At 67.5% G+C, this 21,381-nt stretch carries 16 protein-coding genes; 11 read left to right on the forward strand and 5 right to left on the reverse strand.

Annotated features, from left to right (window positions below; genetic code table 11):
* Window positions 1–3 precede the first annotated feature (3 nt).
* From greA to recJ, 3 genes are all read left to right on the forward strand, one after another.
* Window positions 4–468: a transcription elongation factor GreA gene (greA, locus tag AC07WC_RS06955; RefSeq protein WP_026069738.1), complete on the forward strand. Its 465-nt coding sequence runs from the start codon at window positions 4–6 to the stop codon at window positions 466–468.
* A 5-nt stretch (window positions 469–473) separates the two neighbouring features.
* A complete protein-coding gene (locus AC07WC_RS06960) occupies window positions 474–1,394 on the forward strand; it encodes a phosphoglycerate mutase (RefSeq protein ID WP_495209352.1) in 921 nt (306 codons plus the stop codon).
* Between the two features lie 154 nt (window positions 1,395–1,548).
* Window positions 1,549–3,213, forward strand: coding sequence for a single-stranded-DNA-specific exonuclease RecJ (recJ, locus tag AC07WC_RS06965; protein ID WP_495209421.1), 1,665 nt, complete (start codon window positions 1,549–1,551; stop codon window positions 3,211–3,213).
* 22 nt (window positions 3,214–3,235) lie between these two features.
* Here the strand turns inward: recJ and AC07WC_RS06970 are convergent, their stop codons facing one another.
* Window positions 3,236–4,285, reverse strand: coding sequence for a DUF1176 domain-containing protein (locus AC07WC_RS06970; RefSeq protein ID WP_495209353.1), 1,050 nt, complete (start codon window positions 4,283–4,285; stop codon window positions 3,236–3,238).
* Window positions 4,286–4,433: 148 nt separating this feature from the next.
* On the opposite strand from AC07WC_RS06970, the gene AC07WC_RS06975 reads away from it, so the two are divergent.
* Window positions 4,434–7,316, forward strand: a complete 2,883-nt coding sequence (locus AC07WC_RS06975; RefSeq protein WP_495209354.1) for a DUF2135 domain-containing protein — start codon at window positions 4,434–4,436, stop codon at window positions 7,314–7,316.
* Between the two features lie 11 nt (window positions 7,317–7,327).
* Here AC07WC_RS06975 and AC07WC_RS06980 read toward each other — a convergent pair whose 3' ends face one another.
* On the reverse strand, window positions 7,328–7,879 hold the full coding sequence (locus AC07WC_RS06980) for a helix-turn-helix domain-containing protein (protein WP_495209355.1): 552 nt from the start codon (window positions 7,877–7,879) through the stop codon (window positions 7,328–7,330).
* Window positions 7,880–7,931: 52 nt separating this feature from the next.
* Between AC07WC_RS06980 and AC07WC_RS06985 the strand changes: the two genes are divergently transcribed.
* On the forward strand, window positions 7,932–9,431 hold the full coding sequence (locus tag AC07WC_RS06985) for a S41 family peptidase (protein WP_495209356.1): 1,500 nt from the start codon (window positions 7,932–7,934) through the stop codon (window positions 9,429–9,431).
* 25 nt (window positions 9,432–9,456) lie between these two features.
* Here the strand turns inward: AC07WC_RS06985 and AC07WC_RS06990 are convergent, their stop codons facing one another.
* A complete protein-coding gene (locus tag AC07WC_RS06990) occupies window positions 9,457–10,329 on the reverse strand; it encodes a LysR substrate-binding domain-containing protein (protein WP_495209357.1) in 873 nt (290 codons plus the stop codon).
* 117 nt (window positions 10,330–10,446) lie between these two features.
* Here AC07WC_RS06990 and AC07WC_RS06995 point away from each other — a divergent pair, with 117 nt between their 5' ends.
* Window positions 10,447–11,823, forward strand: coding sequence for an NAD-dependent succinate-semialdehyde dehydrogenase (locus AC07WC_RS06995; RefSeq protein ID WP_495209358.1), 1,377 nt, complete (start codon window positions 10,447–10,449; stop codon window positions 11,821–11,823).
* Here AC07WC_RS06995 and AC07WC_RS07000 read toward each other — a convergent pair.
* Window positions 11,817–13,016, reverse strand: a complete 1,200-nt coding sequence (locus AC07WC_RS07000; protein WP_495209359.1) for an acyltransferase family protein — start codon at window positions 13,014–13,016, stop codon at window positions 11,817–11,819. The two genes, AC07WC_RS06995 and AC07WC_RS07000, sit on opposite strands and share 7 nt — an antisense overlap.
* Before the next feature lie 175 nt (window positions 13,017–13,191).
* Between AC07WC_RS07000 and AC07WC_RS07005 the strand changes: the two genes are divergently transcribed.
* Window positions 13,192–14,061: a LytTR family DNA-binding domain-containing protein gene (locus AC07WC_RS07005; RefSeq protein ID WP_495209360.1), complete on the forward strand. Its 870-nt coding sequence runs from the start codon at window positions 13,192–13,194 to the stop codon at window positions 14,059–14,061.
* A gap of 50 nt (window positions 14,062–14,111) precedes the next feature.
* Here AC07WC_RS07005 and AC07WC_RS07010 read toward each other — a convergent pair whose 3' ends face one another.
* Entirely contained in the window at window positions 14,112–14,861 is a 750-nt protein-coding gene (locus AC07WC_RS07010) for a M48 family metallopeptidase (protein ID WP_495209361.1), read from the reverse strand.
* Between the two features lie 201 nt (window positions 14,862–15,062).
* Here AC07WC_RS07010 and prfB point away from each other — a divergent pair.
* The 4 genes from prfB (at window position 15,063) to AC07WC_RS07030 (ending at window position 21,351) form a co-directional block, all read left to right on the forward strand.
* Window positions 15,063–16,188, forward strand: a protein-coding gene (prfB, locus tag AC07WC_RS07015; RefSeq protein ID WP_179459037.1) for a peptide chain release factor 2 whose coding sequence is annotated in 2 segments (ribosomal slippage) — window positions 15,063–15,137 and window positions 15,139–16,188 — 1,125 coding nt in all. Because the reading frame shifts where the segments join, the coding sequence is not laid out codon by codon here.
* Window positions 16,189–16,315: 127 nt separating this feature from the next.
* A complete protein-coding gene (gene lysS / locus AC07WC_RS07020) occupies window positions 16,316–17,833 on the forward strand; it encodes a lysine--tRNA ligase (protein ID WP_495209362.1) in 1,518 nt (505 codons plus the stop codon).
* Between the two features lie 202 nt (window positions 17,834–18,035).
* On the forward strand, window positions 18,036–19,175 hold the full coding sequence (gene rpfG, locus AC07WC_RS07025) for a cyclic di-GMP phosphodiesterase response regulator RpfG (RefSeq protein WP_495209363.1): 1,140 nt from the start codon (window positions 18,036–18,038) through the stop codon (window positions 19,173–19,175).
* Between the two features lies 1 nt (window position 19,176).
* On the forward strand, window positions 19,177–21,351 hold the full coding sequence (locus tag AC07WC_RS07030) for an ATP-binding protein (protein ID WP_495209364.1): 2,175 nt from the start codon (window positions 19,177–19,179) through the stop codon (window positions 21,349–21,351).
* Window positions 21,352–21,381: the final 30 nt, after the last annotated feature.

A 21,381-nucleotide genomic window follows, 5' to 3' on the forward strand; every position in this document is an offset into this window, starting at 1 on the left:
CCGATCACCCTGAAGGGCGCGCAGCGTCTGCGCGAAGAGCTCGACCACCTGAAGTCGGTCAAGCGTCCGAAGGTCATCGCGGCGATCGCCGAGGCCCGTGAGCACGGCGATCTCAAGGAGAACGCCGAGTATCACGCCGCACGCGAAGAGCAGGGCTTCATCGAAGGCCGCATCAAGCAGCTGGAAGGCGAGCTCTCGCATGCCGAGATCATCGACATCACCAAGCTCAACGCCGGCAGCAAGGTGGTGTTCGGCGCCACCGTCGAGCTGTCGGACGTGGAGAGCGATGAAGAGAAGCGCTACCAGATCGTTGGCGACCTGGAAGCAGACATCAAGCTGGGCCTGATCGCGATTTCCTCGCCGCTGGCCCGTGCCTTGATCGGCAAGCTGGAAGGCGATGCGGTCACCATCGACGCACCGGCCGGCCAGCGCGAGTACGAAATCGTCAGCGTCCAGTACCTGGACTGACGGCGATGGCCACGGCGACGTTGTTGCTGCCGGCGCGCAGCCGGTTCCCGGCGGCGCCGCTGCCCGATGACGTCGCCAGGGCGCTGGGGCGTGCGCAGCGCCACAGCGCCGAGCCGGGCGAACGCGCCCAGCTGCGTCGGCATTTCCAGGCGCAGCCGGACGCGTGGTCGGCGGCGGCCCTGACCCGCCAGCTCGATGTCGGCGATGCCGACGCGGCGGTCTGGCTGCGCGCCGACCCGGCCAACGTGGTGCCGGACATGCATGGCGCTCGCCTGATGGGGCACGGGGATACCCTGCGTCCCGATCTGGCCGATGTCATGCACCTGTTGCCGGCGTTGCAACCGTTGTTCGCCGGATTCGGTTTCGTGCTGGATGCCCCGGTGCCGTCGCGCTGGTACCTGCGCCTGCCGCCGGGCACGACCCTGCCAGCCTTTGCCGAGCCGGATGACGTGCTCGGCGACGATCTGTTCGCCCATCTGCCCGAAGGCGATGCCGGTCGCCGCTGGCGCGCCCTGCTGACCGAAGCGCAGGTGGTACTGCACCAACATGAGTGGAACCAGCAGCGCGTGAGCGAGGGCAAGCGCGCGATCAATTCGCTGTGGTTCTGGGGTGGCGGCGAGCTGCCCGTACGCGTGACCACCGCGCATGCCCAGGTCCGCAGCCGCGATGCGCTGCTGCAGGCGCTGGCCAAGGCAGCAGGCCTGCAGGCCGATGGCGAGCAGACCGTGGATGCGCTGGTGGACCTGCGCCAGCTGCGCTCGCTGGAGCAGCTGGGCAATGATGCGATCCGCCCGTTGCTGGCGGCGATCGCACGGGGGGAGTTGAAACGGCTGGTGCTGGATTTCGAGGATGGCGCCCGCGTGGAGATCGACAAGACCCAGCGCTGGCGCTTCTGGAAGAAGCCGGTGCAGTTGCACGACCTCTGAGTGCATGCCGAAGGACGACCGGCCGGCGGCCGGCAGCGATGGCAGGGCGGTATCATGGGCGCGCACGTCATTGATCGAGCCCGTTTTGACCCAGTCTGAAGTACCCCGTATCCAGCGCCGTCCCGCCGCCGCCGTCAGCGAGTGGCCGTCCTCCATGTTGCCCTTGCTGCAGCGCCTGTACGCCGCGCGCGGGGTCACCGATGCCGCACAGGCCCAGCCGAAGCTGGCCCAGTTGCATGCGCCGGATCTGCTGGGCAGCATGCAGGCCGCGGTAACGCTGCTCGCCGATGCGATCGCCAATAACGAACGCATCCTGATCGTCGGCGATTTCGACTGCGATGGCGCCACTGCCTGTGCGGTCGGCGTGCGCGGCCTGCGCATGCTGGGCGCGCGCGATGTGGTGCACGCCGTGCCCAACCGCATGCTGCACGGCTATGGGCTGTCGCCCTCGCTGGTGGCCGAACTGGCGCCGCTCAATCCCGGTCTGCTGGTCACGGTCGACCACGGGATCGCCTGCCATGCCGGCGTCAACGCGGCCAAGGCACTGGGCTGGAAGGTACTGGTCACCGATCACCATCTGCCCGGCGAGCAGCTGCCCCCGGCCGATGCGATCGTGGACCCGAACATCAGCGGCGATGCGTTCCCGAGCAAGGCGCTGGCCGGAGTCGGGGTGATCTTCTATGTATTGATGGCGCTGCGCCGTCACCTGCGCGAGCAGGGCGCGTATGCCACGGCATCGGAGCCGGATCTGCTGACCCTGCTCGATCTGGTCGCGGTCGGCACCGTGGCCGATCTGGTCGCGCTGGACGACAACAACCGTGCCCTGGTCTCGGCCGGCCTGCGTCGGCTGCGCAGCGGCAAGGGCTGCGTCGGCCTGCAGGCCTTGATCGAGGCCAGCGGTCGCGATGCGTCGCGGCTGACCGGCAGTGACATCGGCTTTGCGCTGGGGCCGCGGTTGAACGCGGCCGGCCGGCTGGAAGACATGGCGCTGGGGATCGAACTGCTGCTCACCGAAGATCGCGCCCAGGCGCGCGAGATCGCCACCATGCTGGAATCGATCAACGCCGAGCGGCGCGCGGTCCAGCAGTTGATGACCGATGACGCCGAGCTCGCGGTGTCGCGCGCGGTGTTGAGCGCCGAGGGTGTGCGCCCGGTCGCTGCCTGCCTGTTCGATGCCGAGTGGCATCCGGGCGTGGTCGGCCTGGTCGCCTCGAAGATGAAGGACCGCCTGCACCGGCCGGTGATCGCGTTTGCGCCCTCCGAGCCGGGCGGCGACTCGCTGCGCGGCTCGGCGCGCTCGATTCCCGGGTTCCATATCCGTGACGCGCTGGCGCTGGTCAATGCAGCGCACCCGGGCCTGATCGACAAGTTCGGCGGGCACGCGATGGCCGCCGGATTGAGCCTGCCGCATGCGCAGCTGGCTGCGTTCGAGCAGGCGTTCGTCGAGGTGGTGGAGCGCACGCTGGATCCGCTGTCGCTGCAACAGCTGCTGCTGACCGATGGCGAGCTGCTGCCGCAGGAACTGGATTTCGCGCATGCCGAAGCGCTGCGCCTGGCCGGGCCATGGGGGCAGGGCTTCCCGGAGCCACTGTTCGATGGCCACTTCCAGGTGGCACGCTGGCAGGTGCTCAAAGAAAAACATCTCAAGCTGAGCCTGCGTGTACCGGGTCGTGCCGAGCCGGTCAGTGCCATCCACTTCAGCGGCTGGACCGGCAATGCGCCGGCCAACCACGTCCATATCGCGTACCGTCTGGTCAGCGATGATTACCGGGGCGGCGGCGCGATCCAGCTCATCGTGGAGCACTGCGCCGACGCGTGACGCGTGACGCCGGCGCGGGCGCTTACCCGCGTACCTTCGTGACCAGCGTCGGCATTTCCCAGGCACCGCCGGGAATGACCAGACGGCACAGCCCGGTGCTGGACTCGGCGGTCTTCACGAACTGCGTGCCGGTCCAGCCCCACGAGGTGTTGTGCCAGCAGTCGCCCAGGCCGCGGCCCTTGTGGCCTGCCTCGATGGTGCGTACCTCATCGTCGACCGCTGCGGTGGTGACGAGCTTGGGCTGGTAGGGCGCGCGGTCGTTGATCACCCAGTAGCCGTCGCCGGTGTTGTAGGCCGCGCGCCAGCAACTCAAGGACACCAGCAGCTTGTCGGCGCTGAGCCGCTGCACGGTCAGGGCTTCCGGCTCGCCTTCGGGTGACAGGCGGCCGCCGGGACCGAGCGATTCGCAGTCATCGACCGGGGTCACGGCCGCCAGCGCCGCACGCAGCGCCGGCGATGCCGCCAGCGCCGTGTCGGCCGGGCGGGTGGGCACCGGCTTGCCCAGTTGCACGACCGGCACCGGCAGTGCAGGTGGCACCGACGCTTCGGCGAGGGTGCCCTTGCGCATCAGTGCGCCCGGCGTGCCCAAGCGCCCCTGGAAGGCATCCATCTTCAACAGCACGGCCGAGGCCCCGCGATCGGACACCGTCCAGTGCGCGCCGTCGTCGCCGGTCAGCTCGATACGGCTGTCGCGTGCCAGCGAAGCCAGCAGGGCGGCGAGCTGCTTGGCGGAAAAGGTGGCGGTGCCCTCGGCGGCATCGAACTGCATCGGGCCCAGTGCGGTGCCGTTGATCTGCAGGTTGAGCCGCTTGGTGGCGGTGATGTCGTCGTACTGGCCGAGCATCAGTTCGGCGCGCACCGGTTGATCCGGCCCGCCCGCGCGGGTGAGCAGGATCGAGACCGGGTCGCCGCCGTTCTGGTCGGCCTGGTAGCCGGCGGCGCGGCAGGTGCGGGTGTTATCGCAGGCCAGTGTCCAGTCGTGGTGGGTGAACGTCACGCCCTCGATGGGGGCGGCGGCGTAACCGGGCAGGGCGAGCCCCATCAACAGCGGGGCAGTCAACATCAAGCGCATGCGGCGTCCTTGGTACATCAATCCGTGGAGGGCGATCTTGGCGCAACGCGGTGCAGGCGTCCATGACCGGAACGGGCGGTTCCTGCTGTTCAACCCCGTTGCGGTCCGCCGGGCGTTCAATGGCGTGTCATCGGATCAGGAGCGTCACATGGGACTCGCACTGCGCAGTATCGGTCTGCTCGCGCTGCTGTGCTGGCAGCTGCCCAGCGGCCACGCCCAGGAGAAGCGGTTTCCGTCAAGGCAGCCACCGATCCTGCAGGTCGCCGGTGCCGAACTGCCGGTGCGGCTGACCGAGGCCCACATCGACAGTCGTGTGGTGGCCGGGCTCGGTGAAACCACGATCGAATTGACCTTCCACAACCCCAATGCACGCGTGCTGGAGGGCCAGCTGGAATTCCCGCTGGCCGACGGAGTGCAGATCGCCGGTTTCGCGCTGGATGTCGGCGGCGAACTGCGTGACGCGGTGCCGGTGCCAAAGACGCAGGGTCGCCAGGTCTTCGAGGCGATCGAGCGTCGCCAGGTCGATCCGGGCTTGCTGGAACAGACCGCCGGCCATCAGTTCCGCCTGCGGCTCTATCCCATCCCGGCGGGCGGCGAGCGCCGCGTCCGTCTGGTGCTGCGTGACAGCCTGCACGCGCTACCGCAGGGGTTGCACTGGTTCCTGCCGATAGCCTTCGCGCGCCAGGCCGAGCAGGTGACGGTGCGATTGGAGGCCAGCGGCACCGGCAAGCCGGTGGCCGTGAGCGTCAATCCGTTCGATTTCACCCTGAAGGCGGGCGCCTATTCCGTGTACTGGGAGGGGCGCGGCGCGACGTTGCCGGCACAGCTGCAATGGAACCTGCCACTGGCCCGCAGCACCGACGTAGTGACGGGCCTGCAGGATGGCCAGCGCTATCTGCTCGCCAGCGTGCCCGTGCGTACCTCCAATGCGCCGCGTGTGCTGCCGGGGCGAATCGGTCTGCTCTGGGATGCATCAGGCTCGGCCGGGGGACGCAACCGCGTGGCCGAACTGGCCGTGCTGGACCGCTACTTCCAGGCTTTCGGCACCGGTCAGGTCCAGCTGACGGTGTTGCGTGACCGCAGCGAAGCGCCGCGCGCGTTCCAGGTCGACCAGGGAGACTGGAGCGCGCTGCGCGCGTACCTGATGGCGCTGCCCGACGATGGCGCCAGTGCGCTGGGCGACTGGATACCGGACCCGGACATCGGCGAGTACCTGCTGGTCAGCGACGGCCTGGCGAATTACGGCAGCCGGACGTTGCCCACGCTGTCACGGGACCAGCATCTGTACGCGCTCAGCAGCGCCGGTGCGAAGACCGACGTGCCTCGCCTGCGGGCGTGGACCAGCGCGCATCACGGTCAGCTGTTGCAGTTGAGCAGCGAAGCGGAGGTGGAAAGCGTGCTCCCGCTGCTGCTGCAGCAGCCCGCCGAGGTGGCCGATGTCGTCACCCATGGCGTGGAGGACGTGAGCGTCGATGCCTCACGGGCCGCCCAGGGATGGATCCGCGTCACCGGGCGCGTGCTGCGTCCCGACGCGGCAGTGCGGCTGTCCCTGCGCGGTGGCGGCAGCGATCCGCAGCCGATCACGCTCAGCGTCGCGACCGCACGTGCGGTCGATGGAGGCCTGGTCGCGCACGCCTGGGCAGATGCCCGGTTGGCGGCGCTGGCGGCGGACCCCGCCGCGGCGCAGGCCGCCAAGGCGCTGGCCCAGCAGTTCGGGATCGTGACGGCCGATACCTCGCTGATCGTGTTGGAGACGCTGGAGGACTATCTGCGCTACGGCATCCGGCCGCCGGCTCCGCTGCGAGCGGCCTACGACCAGCGCCATGCGTTGACGGTGGCCGACGTCGCCACCGAGCGGAAGCGCCGCCTGGATGGCATCGCCCGCCAGTTCACCGAGCGCGAGCAGTGGTGGAATACCCGCTGGCCGAAAGATACGCCGCCGCGGCCCAAGCCGGACACGCACGCCGTCGCCGCGCCGGTTGCCATGGCGATGGCCGCGCCGCCACCGTCGCCGGCAGCGCCGATGGCACTGGACCGAGTCGAGCTGACCGCTTCGGCGGCTGCCGATGAGGCAGACGCCGCCGCCACCGAGCGTCGCGCCAAGTCGGCACCCAGGGCCAACAGTGGCCAGATCACATTGACGCTGGCACCGTGGGCACCGGATTCGGCCTACGCACGCCGCCTGCGCGCTGCCACGCCGGCGCAGCTGTATCCGCTGTACCTGCAGGAGCGCCAACAGCACGCCGGCAGCAGTGCGTTCTATCTGGACGTGGCCGATCTGCTGCTGGCCAGCGGACAGCGTGATCTCGCGCTGCGCGTGCTCTCCAACCTGGCCGAGATGCAGCTTGAGAATCGCCACGTGCTGCGCGTGCTCGGCTATCGCCTGATGCAGGCCAAGGCGCCGACGCTGGCCGTGCCGGTGTTCCGCCAGGTGCTGGCGATGGGCGAGGAAGAGCCGCAGAGTTTCCGTGATCTGGGCCTGGCGCTGGAAGCGGCCGGGCAGTACCAGGCTGCGGTGGATGCACTCTACGAAGTCGTGGTGCGCCCGTGGGATGGCCGGTTCGACGGTATCTCGCTGATCGCGCTGGACGAACTGACCCGGCTGATCGCGCGCGAGCGCGTGGATGCTTCCGCGGTCGACCCGCGCCTGCGCCGTGCGATGCCGTTGGACCTGCGCGTCGTGCTGAGCTGGGACAGCGACAACAGCGACATGGACCTGTGGGTCACCGATCCCAACGGCGAGCGCGCCTACTACGGCAACCGGCTGACCTACCAGGGCGGACAGATGTCGCAGGACTTCACCGGCGGCTACGGTCCGGAGCAGTTCTCGTTGCGCGATGCCAAGCCGGGCATCTACAGGATCGAAGCGAACTACTTCGGCAGCCGTGAGCAACTCGTCACCGGCGCCACCACCTTGATGCTGCGCCTGAGCACCAAGTGGGGCAGCCGCGACCAGCGCGACCAGCAGGTCACGCTGCGGTTGAAGGACCCTGCGGAGACGGTGCTGGTCGGGGAGTTCGAGGTGAGGTGACGGGTGCGTTCCTACCAGGCCGTGCAGCGGAAGAAACGCACCTCGCGGTCGCTGCGGTTGGCGAAGGCGTGTGCCTGCGTGCTGTCGAGCAGGTGGGCATTCTGTTCGATCTCGATCACGTCGGTGCCCAGCTCCAGGGTCAGTCGTCCCTCCAGCACGAACAACATCACGCACCAGCCGGCCGGGTCGGCGGCGGCCGCGTAGCGCTCGCCGGGCTGCAGGCGCCATTCCCAGGCTTCCACCTCGCGATGCACATCCAGGCTCCAGCGCAGCGTGCCATCGCCGCCGGCCGGCCCCGCCCAGCCGACGCGGTCCACCACGCGGCTGCGTGGCGCGTTCGGATCCACCACCAGTTCGGCCAGTGTGGCGTTCAGTGCCAGCCCGATCCGGTCCAGTGTCGCGGTACTGGCGCTGCTGCCACCGGCTTCGATCGCGCCGATCATGCGCAGGCTGACGCCCGAGCGCGTGGCCAGCTCCTTCTGGCTCCAGCCGGCAGCCGTACGCCGCTGGCGCACGTTGTCGGCGACGTGGGTCATGAAGGCGGGGGTGACTTGACTAGGCAAAATATTGCCTCCTATGATGTATGCAATATTTTGCTTGTAGCAGATCCTGTCCATGTCGCCAAGTTCCTTGCGCCGTTTCGCCTTTGCTCTGATGGTCATGACCGCACCGGTAAGCGCGGCCGAACCGACTGCGACGGCGCCGCCAGCGCTGACGCCCGGGCAGGCGCTGGAGGACATCCAGCTCAGCATCGACATCGTCGAAGCCGCGTTGCCGGACTTGTACTGGCATCAGTCGCCTGAGACGTGGGCCGCTGCCCGGGCGAAGGCAATGGCCCGGGCGAGCCAGATCACCGACCCGATGCAGCTCTATACCGAGGTGGCCACGCTGATGGGCCCGATTGGCGAGGGCCACTTCGACGTGTTGCCCAGCCAGGCGTCGGTGGCATGGGAGCGGCAGACCGCTTCGGTGCTGCCGCTGGACCTGCACTGGAACACCGACGGGGTCTTCGTGCGTGCCGGCTATGGCGGGGCCGCGGATATACCGGTCGGAAGCCGCGTGCTCTCCATCAATGGCGACGGCGGTGACACGATGCTTGCTGAGCTCATGCGCCTGTCCTCGCACGATGGGCAGATCACCACGCTGCCGATGCGCGACATCGGCGCGCGCTACGCCATCTATCGCCACCGCCTGCATGGAGACGAGGCCAGTTTCGCGTTGCGCTACACGACACCGCAGGGGGACACGGTCGCGCGTACCGTGACGGCCACACCGCTGGCCGATCGCCCCAGGGAACCGGTCGCCGAGAAGGCCGTTGCCAGTCTGGAATGGCTGGCACCTGGCGTTGCCTATCTGGACGTGTCCACCTTCAGCAACCGCGTTTACCGCGAGGCGCACACGGATTTCCGCAGTCATATCCGCCGGCTGTTCGAAGAGATCGAGCGTGGCCGCGCGACGCGGTTGATCCTGGATCTACGCCGCAACGGTGGCGGGAGCGAGCCCAATGAGAGCATCCTGTTTTCCTTCCTGGTCGCGCGGCCATTGCACAAGTACGCCTCCGTGCAGACCCGGGGGCAGCACCTGAGGGTGACCAGCCGCTCGGACCGGGTGTTCGAGCAGGACGTGTTCGATGAGGATGAAATCCACTTCCAGAAGGTGCTGCCGGACGGGCGCCTGTCCCGACTGAACGTGCCGCCCGAAGGGCTGATGAGCCATTGGGCGCCTTCCGCACCGGTCTATCGCGGGCGGCTGGTGGTGCTCGCGGGCGGGGCCACGTTCTCCGGCGGTGCGGAACTGGCCTCGATGCTGCACCACGTGCGGCGCGGGGTGTTCGTCGGGGAGGAAGTCGGCGGCGCCCATGAGGGCAACACCAGCGGCTACAACTGGCGCGTGGAGCTGCCCAACAGTGGCGTGCGCCTGAAGGTGCCGCTGTTGAAATTCACCTTCAACTGGCCAGGCCTGCCGCACGGGCGAGGCGTGCCGGCGCAGTGCGAAGTACCGCCATCGGTGAAGGAGATCGGTGTGGTCCGCGACCGTGCATGGCGGGTGGCCCGAGCGGTGGCCGAGCAGTCGTGGCGCGATCCACGGCAGGCGCGGTGCCCCACAGTGGAGTGACGCCTGCGACAGCGCCCTGTCCCGCTCATGCGCTGCGGATCAGCGCCTCGCGCAGCGCGGCCAGGCCCTTCCGGTGTTGCCTGGCGGATGGAATGACGAGGTAGTAGGTTTCTTCCCCGCGATCCACGCGCACATCGAAGGGCGCGACCAGGCTCCCACGCTGGAGCTCGGCCTCCACCAGGACCTCCTGCGCCACGATGATGCCCAGACCATCCTGCGCAGCCTCGTAGGCCACAGCCGAGCTCTCGAACACCCGCTGCCGTGCCATGCAGGCCGGATCGACACCCGCCGCCACGCACCAGTGTTCCCAGTCATCCGGTCGCGCACTGACCCGCAACAGGGTCTGCTCGGCGAGCCAGACCGCATCCAGTGGTTTGCTCGGTCGGATCAGCGACGGAGCACACACCGCGACCAGCACATTGCGGACCAGCGGCGTGGCGTCGTTGTCCGGCCAGTGCCCATGTCCCAGCCGGACCGACGCATCGCAGTCGGCGCCGGGGGTCCAGTCCGAGGAGGTGGTCAAGCGGATGTCCACCTCCGGATGCAGCACCTGGAAGTGGCTGAGGCGGGGGATGAGCCAACGCGTGGCGAAGGTGGTGTGCGAGTGCAGCCGCACGACCGCGCGGTGGTCCAGGCCCTGCAGCGCCTCGGTCGCTTTGCGGATGCCGTCCAGATGGGCGCTGATCTGCTGGTAGTAGGTCGCCCCCGCCGTAGAGAGCGCCAGGCCGCGACCGCTGCGCTCCAGCAGGCGCATGTCCAGGAAGTCGTCCAGCACCTTCAACTGCCGGCTGACCGCGCCGGGCGTGACAAAAAGCGCCTCGGAGGCGGCGCGCACTGAGCCGGTCCGTGCGACCGCCTCGAAGGCGACCAGCGCATTGAGCGGGGGCAGGCGTGCCATGAGAGTTTCCATAAACTCAATGATTCAGGAAAATTAGTCGATTGTTCCCGGTCCGTCCAGTGCCGAGACTGGCTCCGCGCCGCCACCTGGCGCGCCGTCCCCCTCTGGAGATACCGCATGAACGTAATCAATCCCGCCGATGGCTCGGTCGTCGGCGTCGCGCCTGAGATGAGCGCCGCCCAGGTTCAGGCTGCCATCGACCGGACCTGCAACGCATTCCCGGCGTGGTCACGGACCTTGGCGAAGCAGCGTGGCGCCGTGCTCCGCCGCTGGTTCGAACTGGTCAGCGCGGACAAGGAGGCCTTTGCCGAGTTGCTGGTGAAGGAAAACGGCAAGTGCCGGAGCGAAGCCCTCGGGGAAATCAGCTATGGGCTGGGCTTCATCGAGTGGTACGCCGAGGAGGCCAAGCGCGTCTATGGCGAGACCATTCCGGCGCACGTGGACAACGCCGCGGTGATCGTGACGCGTGAGCCGGTGGGCCCGACCGCTGCGATCACCCCGTGGAACTTCCCCTTCATGATGATTGCGCGCAAGGTCGCCACCGCGCTGGCGGCAGGCTGCACCATGATCATCAAGCCCTCCGAAGAGACACCGCTCAGCGCCTACAAACTGTTGGAGTACGCCCGTCGCGCGGGGATTCCGGAAGGGGTGCTGGAGATGGTGACAGGCGACCCGAAGCAGATCGGCGAGGCATTCACCAGTGACCCGCGCATCCAGAAGATCTCCTTCACCGGTTCGACCCATGTCGGCCGTCTGCTCGCCCGCAACAGTGCGGACACGCTGAAGAAGATGACCATGAAGCTGGGCGGCAATGCGCCTTTCGTCGTCTTCGACGACACCGACATCGATGCAGCCGTGGCCGCATTGGTATCGGCCAAGCTGCGCAATTCCGGCCAGGTCTGCATTTCCCCCAATCGGATCTATGTGCAGGACGGCATCCATGACACCTTCGCCGCGCGCTTGAAGACGGCAGTGGAGGCGATCCGGGTGGACCAGGGCCTGCAGGATGGGTTCGTGGTCGGGCCGCTGATCAACCAGTCCGCCATCAACAAGGTGGAAGCACTGGTGGCTGACGCAGTCGCGCAGGGTGCCGTCCTTGTCACGGGCGGTAGGCTGGCCAGGCCCAATTCCCTGTTCTATCGCCCGACGCTGCTGACCGAGGTGCCGGACACCGCGCAGGTACGCACCACGGAGATCTTCGGGCCGGTGTTCCCGCTCTACCGCTTCTCCACCGAAGCGGAGGTCGTCCAGCGTGCCAACGACACCGAGTACGGTCTGGTGGCGTACGCCTTCACCCGTGATCTTGCGCGCGCCTTCCGCCTGTCGCGCGACATCTCCGCCGGCATGGTCATCCTCAACAGTGGTTCGGTGGGGGCCGAGTCGGTGCCCTTTGGCGGCGTCAAGCAATCCGGCTACGGCCGCGAAGGTGGCTCCCACGGTATCCAGGAGTACGTCAGCATCAAGTACACCCTGATGGCGGGGTTGGATCAATAAGTCGCCGGCGTGGGTGGCAACGACAGCGGCTGCCGGCGCAGTCCGAAAAGAGGGCGCAGCCAGGCGGTGCGCCGGATCAGCCCTTCGTGCAGCAGCAGGCAACCCGCCACGGTTCCGGCCAGGACCAGCAGCGGCTCCCGCCACGGCCCCAGGTGCAGCGGTTTGAGCCAGAACAGCAGCGCGATGATCAGGCTCTGGTGCAGGATGTACCAGGGATACACCGCCTCGGTGCAGTACGCCAGCCAGCGGAACGGACGATCCAGATACACCTTGGCCCAGCCGAGCAGGGTCAACAGTACGGCCCACAGGTACTGCGACTGGCTGGCCATCACCTGCAGCGTCCACACGCTGTCCGGCCACTGCCGCAGCGCCGAATCGGCCGGCAGCACCCGCCCCAGGAGGCGGATGCCGAAGTACCAGCTCGCCGCGATGACTGCTACCCAGAGGGTGGTCCGGCGCAGTTCGACCACGCGGGCCCAGAACGGGGTGGCGCGGGCAAGCAGGTAGCCGGCCAGGAACACGGTGCCGTACTTGGCGTGCTGGTACCAATCGCCGGACAGCAGGTTGGTGGACGGGAAGCGGGGATCGAGCCAGGCCACCCAGCCGAAGGACAGCAGGCTGGGCAGCCCGATCAGCAGCGGCGCCGGCGCACGGGTGAAGCGCTCCACGGCGCGATGCACGGCAGCGGTATCCAGCACCGGCATCAGCAAGGCCAGCACCAGCGTGTAGACCCACAGGTAGGCCAGGTACCACAGGTGGTTCCAGGTGATGCGCAGCTGCCACCCGGCGAAGCTGTCCTGTGGCCAGGCCGGCATCTGCCAGTAGCGCAGCAGGAAGGCGCCGAAGCCGGGCTCGATATGCCCGTTGGTCACTGCCTCGCAGTACGGCTGGATCGGCACCACCACCCACATCCCGAACAACAGCGGCAGCAGCAACCGCCACGTGCGCAGCACGGCAAAGCGCGCGATGCGCGTCTCCGGCCGCATCAGGGCGATGGCGATACCGGAGAGCAGGAACAGCAACTGCATCCGCCAGCGGTTGACCAGCAGCATCGGCCACTGCAGCCACTCGGCGGTGTAGTTGCTCTTGAGATGGAACCCCCAGCCGTCCACGTAGGCCATGGCGGTGTGATACAGGATGAGCAGGGCAAAGGCGAACACGCGCAGGGCGTCGAGGTCGTGGCGGCGTGGCATGGTCGGGACAGGGAGCAAAGGAGCATCCACGGTGCGCACCGGTAGCGGGCTCCGCCATGCCAAAGGGGTCTGACGTCGGCGCCAAGTGACCAATGGCGGTCGCCAAGGGACGGGCGGGCCGCACTACCATGGGGCGATGAGACAGGCTGAGCACCCTTTGCGGATGGATGATTCAATGGCGAACGGACGTGCCGCGCGGTGGCGCCCGGGTGCGCGGATGCTGGTGTGGTCGGTGATCCTGTTGACCACGGCGGTGGCCAATGCACTGGTCGAAGTGATGGATGCGGCTCGCCGTGGTGAGGACCTGGACCTGTGGCAGCCGATGATCTGGGAGCTGAGCAGCGTCGCGATGATTCTGCTGACGCTGCCGGTCCTGTGGTGGGGCTGCCAGCGTTGGCCCCTGCATGCCGATACGTGGAAGCGGCGGCTGCCGCTGTATCTGCTGGCCAGCGTGGCGTGGTCGCTGGTGCACGTGGTGGGGATGATGGCGCTGCGCCATCTGGCCTACGCCGCGCTGGGCTATCACTATCAGGATGACGCCAGCTGGCCGGTACGCCTGATGTACGAGTACCTCAAGGATGTCCGCGCATTCTTCACGTTCGTGGCGATCGAGCACTTCTTCAGCTGGTTCGGTCGGCGTCGGCAGGGCGAAGCCCATCTGCTGGCGGCGCCGGACGATGCGCCTCCGGTGGAGGCGGTGGAGCGCCCGGAAAGGTTCCTGGTGCGCAAGCTGGGGCGCGACTTCCTGGTGGCGACCGGTGACATCGAATACGCCCAGGCGGCCGGCAACTACGTCAATCTGCGGGTGCGTGGCCACGATTACCCGCTGCGCAGCACCATGGCGGCGTTGGAAGAGCGACTGGATCCGGGGGTATTCGTGCGGGCCCACCGCAGCTGGCTGGTGAACGTGCGTCACCTGGTCTCGATCGAGCCGCTGGACGGGGGCGAGGCCCTGCTGCACATGGACGATGGGGGCCGGGTGCCGTGCAGTCGCCGGCAGCTTCCGTCGTTCCGGCAGGCCCTGGCGGTGCAGGCACCGGTCTGACTCTGCCGGGTTGACCGGCACCCTGGCAGACCAGGATGCCGGCGTGGTACTCAGCGCTTGCTGTCTTTCTTGATCATCGCGTCGATGCGCGCGGCGCGCGCTTCCGAGCCCGGGTGCGAGGACATCAGGCCGCCATCGCTGGCCAGCTTGCGGAACATGCTGGCCAGGGCGGCCGGGTCGTACTGGTGGCGCTTCATGAAACGGTAGCCGTACTCGTCGGCAGCGCTCTCTTCCTTCTGCGAGAACTGCGCATTGACGAAGCCTTCGGCCAGTTCGCCGAGCTGGCCCTGGGTGAGGCTGGCGATATTGGCATTGCCCGAGGCGGCCAGTGTGTCGCGACCTGCCGAGGCCAGCAGCGCGGTGCGCATCTTGGTCTTGGAGTGGCCAAGTTTGACGTGGCCGATCTCGTGGCCGATCACGCCGCGCACTTCATCGTCCGAGGCCATGTCCATCAGGCCGGAATACACCCGCACGCAACCGTTGGCCATCGCCCAGGCATTGACGTCTTCGGTCAGGTAGACCTTGAAGTTCAGGTTCATGCCGTCTTCGTTGGCCAGGCCCTGGGTAATCCTGGCCAGGCGCTGGGCGTAGGGAGTATTGGCCGCGGCGACCTTGTTCTGCTGGTCCATGTAGACACAGGCTTCGTCGGCGGCCTTGGCGACGTCCTGGTCGGACAGGGTGAGTGCCTGGCCTGCCTTCAGGCCGGTGCTGGTCAGCTGCTTGAGGTCCAGGGCCGAAGCGGTGGTGGAGGCGGTCAGGCAGGCGAGTGCCAGCAGCAGGGCGGAGGATGACGTCCTCATCGGGGTGGTGCTCCATGTAGTGCGTTGGGGGACGCCGCAGGGCAGGGGGCCGCGCGGGGAGGAAGTCTACCGTCTGGCCACGTGCCCGTGTTCAGCGATGTCGTTTCGCTGCCGCGAGCGGGCCCCCGGCACCCCGGGCCCCGCCGGAAAGCCCCGGATAGGCTATGATGGACAGTCTTTTCGCACGCATTAATCGCCGACATGATCGAGCTCAATCCTGTCCGCCAGCGCATCACCGATCTCACCGATCGCGTGCTCTCGCTCAGGGGGTATCTTTGACTACGACGCCAAGAAAGAGCGTCTGGAAGAAGTAACCCGGGAACTGGAAAACCCTGACATCTGGAACAACGCCGAGTACGCCCAGAACCTTGGCCGCGAACGCGCCAACCTGGACAAGACCGTGGGCGGCATCGCCACGATCCTCGACGGCCTGACCGAGTCGGGCGAACTGCTGGAACTGGCCGAAAGCGAACAGGACGAAGAAACCGCCCTGGCCGTGGTCAGCGATCTGGACAAGTACCAGAAGCACGTTGAACAGCTGGAGTTCCAGCGCATGTTCTCCGGGCAGATGGATACCGCGGCGGCCTTCGTCGACATCCAGGCCGGCGCCGGCGGTACCGAGGCCCAGGACTGGGCCGAGATCCTGCTGCGCATGTACCTGCGCTGGTGCGAATCGCGCGGCTGGAAGACCGAGCTGATGGAAGTCTCCGGCGGCGACGTCGCGGGCATCAAGTCGGCTACGCTGCGCGTGGAAGGCGATTACGCCTACGGCTGGCTGAAGACCGAGACCGGCGTGCACCGCCTGGTGCGCAAATCGCCGTTCGATTCGGACAACCGCCGCCACACCAGTTTCACCTCGGTGTTCGTGTCGCCGGAAGTCGATGACAACATCGAGATCGACATCAACCCGGCCGACCTGCGTACCGATGTGTACCGCTCCTCGGGCGCCGGTGGCCAGCACGTCAACAAGACCGAGTCGGCGGTGCGTATCACGCATATCCCGACCAACACGGTCGTGGCCTGCCAGACCGGCCGCAGCCAGCACCAGAACCGCGACAACGCGATGAAGATGCTGGCCGCCAAGCTGTACGAGCTGGAGATCCAGAAGCGCAACGCCGAGCGGGACGCGGTGGAAGCCACCAAGTCCGACATCGGCTGGGGCAGCCAGATCCGCAACTACGTGCTCGACCAGAGCCGTATCAAGGACCTGCGCACCGGCATCGAACGCTCCGACACGCAGAAGGTGCTGGACGGCGACCTCGACGAATTCGTCGAAGCCAGCCTGAAGTCCGGCCTGGCCGTGGGTGCCAAACGCACCGACGCCTGACCGTCGGGGCCGCCACGCGCGGCCCCGATCCGTTGTGCCCGGGCCGCGCCCGGTTTCGCAATCCGCCCCGACCATCGGCATGATGGCGAGGACCGTACCTCCCCCCCGACATACATAGACCCACGCCATGAACGATCAGACCGCCGCGCCGCAGCCCCCCGTCGACGAGAACAGCCTCATCGCCGAGCGCCGCGCGAAACTGACCGCCCTGCGCGGGCAGGGCATCGCCTACCCGAACGATTTCCGCCGCGAGCAGTTCGCCGGCACCCTGCAGGCCGAGTTCGCCGATGCAGAGCAGTGGACCGCCGAAGCGCTGGAGGCCAGTGACCGCCAGGTCAAGATGGCCGGCCGCCTGATGGCCAAGCGCGTGATGGGCAAGGCCAGCTTCGCCCAGATCCAGGACGAGTCCGGCCGCATCCAGCTGTTCCTGCAGGGCAGCACCCTGGGCGATGCCTACACCGCCTTCAAGGGCTGGGACGTGGGCGACATCATCGCCGTGGAGGGCGGGCTGACCCGGACCAAGACCGGTGAGCTGTCGGTCAAGGCCACCAGCATCCGCCTGCTGACCAAGTCGCTGCGCCCATTGCCGGACAAGTGGCACGGCCTGGCCGACGTGGAGCAGCGCTACCGCCAGCGCTACGTCGACCTGATCGTGACCCCGGAGTCGCGCGAGGTGTTCATCAAGCGCTCGCGGATCATCCGCGCCATGCGCGCGTGGCTGGACAACCGCGACTTCCTGGAAGTCGAAACGCCGATGATGCATTACATCCCCGGCGGCGCCACGGCCAAGCCGTTCACCACCCACCACAACGCGCTGGATCTGGACCTGTACCTGCGCGTGGCCCCGGAGCTGTACCTCAAGCGCCTGGTCGTGGGCGGCCTGGAGCGGGTGTACGAAATCAACCGCAACTTCCGCAATGAAGGCGTCAGCACCCGCCACAATCCGGAATTCACCATGATGGAGCTGTACGAGGCCTATGCCACGTACACCGAAGTGATGGACCTGACCGAGGGCGTGATCCGTGACGTGGCCAGCAAGGTGCTGGGCACCACCACCGTGGAGTGGGACGGCGCCACGATCGACCTTGCCCCGGCGTTCCGCCGCTGGCGCATGGACGAGGCCGTGCGCCACCACAATCCGGAGATCAGCGCCGCCGACTGCACCGACCGCGACGCGCTGGCTGCCCATTGCCAGCGCCTGAAGATCCGCATCAAGCCCTCCTACGGCTGGGGCAAGCTGCTGCTGGAGATCTTCGAAGCCACCGTCGAGCACACCTTGGTCCAGCCGACCTTCATCACCGACCATCCGGTCGAGGTCTCGCCGCTGGCCCGTGCCAACGATGACCAGCCGGGCTACACCGACCGCTTCGAACTGTTCATCAACGGCAAGGAGCTGGCCAACGGCTTCTCCGAGTTGAACGATCCGGAAGACCAGGCGGCCCGGTTCCAGGCCCAGGTCACGGCGAAGGAGGGCGGCGACGACGAAGCCATGCACTACGACGCCGATTACATCCGCGCGCTGGAGTACGGCATGGCCCCGACCGGCGGCCTGGGCATCGGCATCGACCGTCTGGTGATGCTGCTGACCGGCAGCAGCTCGATCCGTGACGTGCTGCTGTTCCCGTATATGCGTCCGGAAAACTGAGACCTGGGTTCGGGCGTGCTTGGGGCACGTCCGGCGCGGGGGTTCCGCTGCCGTGGCCGCGCGAGTATGGTTTCTGCGTGGCCTTAACAGACGCTATGGCGTGATGGCCACAGACCATGACGGGTCAGGGCGGGGTGCCGACACCGGCATCACACTGTGACGACGATCATGAACTGGGGCGTTCATGACGGGAGGCGGACCGATGCAAGGTGCCAGTGTGCAGAGCGGCGGAGTATCCTCTCCGCAGCATGCTCCAGTGTGGTCGAGGAAAAAGGCGGAAGCAGCCTTGAATATTGTCATCGTTGACGATCAGACGTCCGCGCGTACCATGCTGCGCCATGTCATCGAGGACATCGCGCCGGAGCTGTCCGTGCACGATTTCGGCGATCCGCTGACGGCACTGGCATGGTGCGAGTCACAGGCCGTCGATCTGCTGTTGCTGGACTACCGCATGCCGGAGATGGACGGGCTGGAGTTCGCCCGCCGCTTCCGTCGCCTGCCCAAGCATCGCGATATCCCCGTGATCCTGATCACCGTGGTCGGCGACGAGCCGATCCGCCAGGCCGCGCTGGAAGCCGGGGTGATCGATTTCCTGGTCAAGCCGATCCGCCCGCGCGAACTGCGCGCGCGCTGCTACAACCTGTTGCAGTTGCGCCAGCAGTCGGAGAACGTCAAGCAGCGCGCGCTGTCGCTGGAGCAGCGGCTGCTGGCCAGCATGCACGAGGTCGAAGAGCGCGAACGCGAGACGCTGTCGCGGCTGGCGCGGGCGATCGAGTTCCGTGATGCCGGTACCAGTGCGTATCTGGAACGCATGGCGCATGTCGCTGGCCTGATCGCCGAGCAGCTCGGGCTGCCGGAGGAAGAGGTCAAGCTGATCGAGGCGGCCGCGCCCCTGCATGACATGGGCAAGATCGCCATCCCCGATGCGGTGCTGCTCAAGCAGGGCAAGTTGAGCGATGAGGAGCAGGCGATCATGCGCCGGCACCCACGGATCGGCTATGAACTGCTGAGCGGCAGCCAGAACCGTTTCATCCAGGTCGGTGCCTTGATTGCGCTGCGCCACCACGAGCGCTATGACGGCAGCGGCTACCCGGATGGCCTGGTTGGCGACGCCATTCCGCTGGAAGCACGGATCGTGGCGGTGGCCGACGTGTTCGATGCCCTGATCTCACCCCGTCCGTACAAGGAAGCATGGACCATGGAAGCCACGCTGGCTTATCTGTACGCCCAGCGTGGTCGCTTGTTCGATCCGCGCTGCGTTGATGCCCTGCTGCGCGGCCGCCTCCAGCTTGACGAGATCTGCGCACAGCACTCCACCGCGTCATCCCGCCCGGGGATGTGATATGCGTCGTCTGTACCCGCGCCTGAAGCAACGTCTGGCGCAGCGCCCGGATACCGAGCACGGCCAGGCGATCGTGCGCATCGTGCTGATCACCCTGATCCTGAGTTACGTGCTGATGCCGGGGCCCAGGCACGACCTGCCGCCGGCGCAGTACCACGGAGTGCTGGCGATCGTGCTGACCGGCCTGGCCTTGTCGCTGGGCCTGTTCGGCTGGTTGCTGTGGCGGCCGGGGCGCTCGGACCCGCGCCGCGTGGCCGGCATGCTGGCCGACTACGGGCTGATCGCCGCCGGCATGGTGCAGATGGGCGAACCATTGGCTTGGGTCTACATCGTGGTGATGTGGGTCACGGTCGGCAACGGTATGCGGTACGGCAACAATTATCTGTACGTGGCCGTGGCGATGGCGATGGTCAGCTTCGGCAGTACCGCGCTGCTGACACCGTACTGGCATCAGAACGCCCGCTTGGCGTTCGGGCTGTGGCTGGGCCTGGCCGCCGTGCCGCTGTATTTCTCCACGTTGCTGCGCCAGTTGACCCGCGCCATGGCCGAAGCACGCCGCGCGAGCGAGGCCAAGAGCCGCTTCCTGGCCAACATGAGCCATGAGTTCCGCACGCCGCTCAACGGGCTGTCGGGCATGACCGAGCTGTTGGCCACGACCCGGCTCGATGAAGAGCAGCGCGAGTGCGTCAACACCATCCAGGCGTCCTCGCGCAGCCTGCTGGCGCTGGTCGAAGAGGTGCTGGACATCTCCGCGATCGAGGCCGGCAAGCTGCGCGTGACCGCCGAGGACTTCGCGCTGTCCGATGTGATCCAGGCGATCGGGCTGATCCTGCTGCCACAGGCCAAGGCCAAGCGGCTGGACTACCGGGTCAAGGTCGCCGACAGCGTGCCGCCGTTGCTGCGCGGCGACCTGGGCCACCTGCGCCAGATCCTGCTCAACATCGCCGGCAACGCGGTCAAGTTCACCGACCGCGGCCGGGTCGAGATCCGCGTCGCGGTGCTCAATGCCGAATCCAACGGCGGGGTGCGCCTGCGTTTCGATGTGCTCGATACCGGCATCGGCGTGGCCCCGGAAATGCGCCCGCGCCTGTTCGAGGCGTTTGAACAGGCCGACGTGAGCATGGCGCGCCGCCATGAAGGCACCGGCCTGGGCACGACCATCGCCAAGGGCCTGGTCGAGGCGATGGGGGGCGACATCGGCTACGAAGAAAACCCGCCGCAGGGCAGCCATTTCTGGTTCGTACTGCCGTTCGCGCCGCCGCGCGTGCCGCTGGGCACGATGACCCCGGCCCTGGTCGGCGACGGCCTGCCGGACCGCAACGGCAATGTCATCGCCTTCGCCGATCCGTTCCTGCGCCACCGTGCGCGCGTGCGCAGCATGCACATCCTGGTCGCCGACGATCACGAGGCCAACCGGATGGTGGTGCAGCGGCTGCTGCAGAAGGCCGGCCACAAGGTGCTGTGCGTCAATGGCGGCGAAGCCGTGCTGGACGCCATGGCCGAGAGCGATTTCGATGCCGCCATCGTCGATCTGCACATGCCCGGCATGAGCGGCCTGGACATGCTCAAGGAGCTGCGCGTGATGCAGGCCGGTGGCGGTCCGCGCACCCCGGTGCTGGTGCTCAGTGCCGATGTCACCCCCGAGGCGATCCAGCGCTGCACCCAGGCCGGTGCACACACGTTCCTGGCCAAGCCGGTGGTTGCCGTGCGGCTGCTGGACGTGCTGGCCGACATCGCCTCCAACGGCCAGCTCAAGGCCAGCGCGCCGATCGTGCGCACGGCCACCGTGCTGGATGGCGTGCTGGATCCGGGCGTGCTCGATGAGCTGGCTTCGCTCGGCATGGGCGACGGCTTCGAGCGCGAGTTCATCCGCCAGTGCCTGACCGACGCCGAGCAGTGCATCGGCGTGGCGCTGGCCGATGGCGAGCGCAACGACTGGGTGCATTTTCGTGAGCAGGCCCACGCGATCAAGGGCGTGGCCAGCAATCTCGGCCTGGTCCGCGTCGCCAACCGGGCGGGGGATCTGATGCGGATGGCCGACTGGCAGCTCAAGAGCGAATGGCGCCAGCGCGTGACCCTGCTGCAGGCCGGCATCAAGGAAGGCCGACAGGCGCTGGATGCGCGTGCACAGCGCAGGACGCACGGTCACGCGGACGACGGCGGCGACATGCGCTGAGCGCGACGGCGATAAAAAAGCCCGGCGGCA

This window comes from Stenotrophomonas sp. GW821-FHT01H02A, from assembly GCF_059422145.1.

Coding starts and splice junctions, on each gene's coding strand:
- recJ (WP_495209421.1), top strand. CDS start 1,549: ATGTTGCCCTTGCTGCAGCGCCTGTACGCCGCGCGCGGGGTCACCGAT.
- lysS (WP_495209362.1), top strand. CDS start 16,316: ATGAACGATCAGACCGCCGCGCCGCAGCCCCCCGTCGACGAGAACAGC.
- AC07WC_RS06970 (WP_495209353.1), bottom strand. CDS start 4,285: ATGCGCTTGATGTTGACTGCCCCGCTGTTGATGGGGCTCGCCCTGCCC.
- AC07WC_RS06985 (WP_495209356.1), top strand. CDS start 7,932: ATGTCGCCAAGTTCCTTGCGCCGTTTCGCCTTTGCTCTGATGGTCATG.
- AC07WC_RS06995 (WP_495209358.1), top strand. CDS start 10,447: ATGAACGTAATCAATCCCGCCGATGGCTCGGTCGTCGGCGTCGCGCCT.
- AC07WC_RS07005 (WP_495209360.1), top strand. CDS start 13,192: ATGGCGAACGGACGTGCCGCGCGGTGGCGCCCGGGTGCGCGGATGCTG.
- AC07WC_RS06975 (WP_495209354.1), top strand. CDS start 4,434: ATGGGACTCGCACTGCGCAGTATCGGTCTGCTCGCGCTGCTGTGCTGG.
- AC07WC_RS07030 (WP_495209364.1), top strand. CDS start 19,177: ATGCGTCGTCTGTACCCGCGCCTGAAGCAACGTCTGGCGCAGCGCCCG.
- rpfG (WP_495209363.1), top strand. CDS start 18,036: ATGCAAGGTGCCAGTGTGCAGAGCGGCGGAGTATCCTCTCCGCAGCAT.
- AC07WC_RS06960 (WP_495209352.1), top strand. CDS start 474: ATGGCCACGGCGACGTTGTTGCTGCCGGCGCGCAGCCGGTTCCCGGCG.
- AC07WC_RS07000 (WP_495209359.1), bottom strand. CDS start 13,016: ATGCCACGCCGCCACGACCTCGACGCCCTGCGCGTGTTCGCCTTTGCC.
- AC07WC_RS06990 (WP_495209357.1), bottom strand. CDS start 10,329: ATGGCACGCCTGCCCCCGCTCAATGCGCTGGTCGCCTTCGAGGCGGTC.
- AC07WC_RS07010 (WP_495209361.1), bottom strand. CDS start 14,861: ATGAGGACGTCATCCTCCGCCCTGCTGCTGGCACTCGCCTGCCTGACC.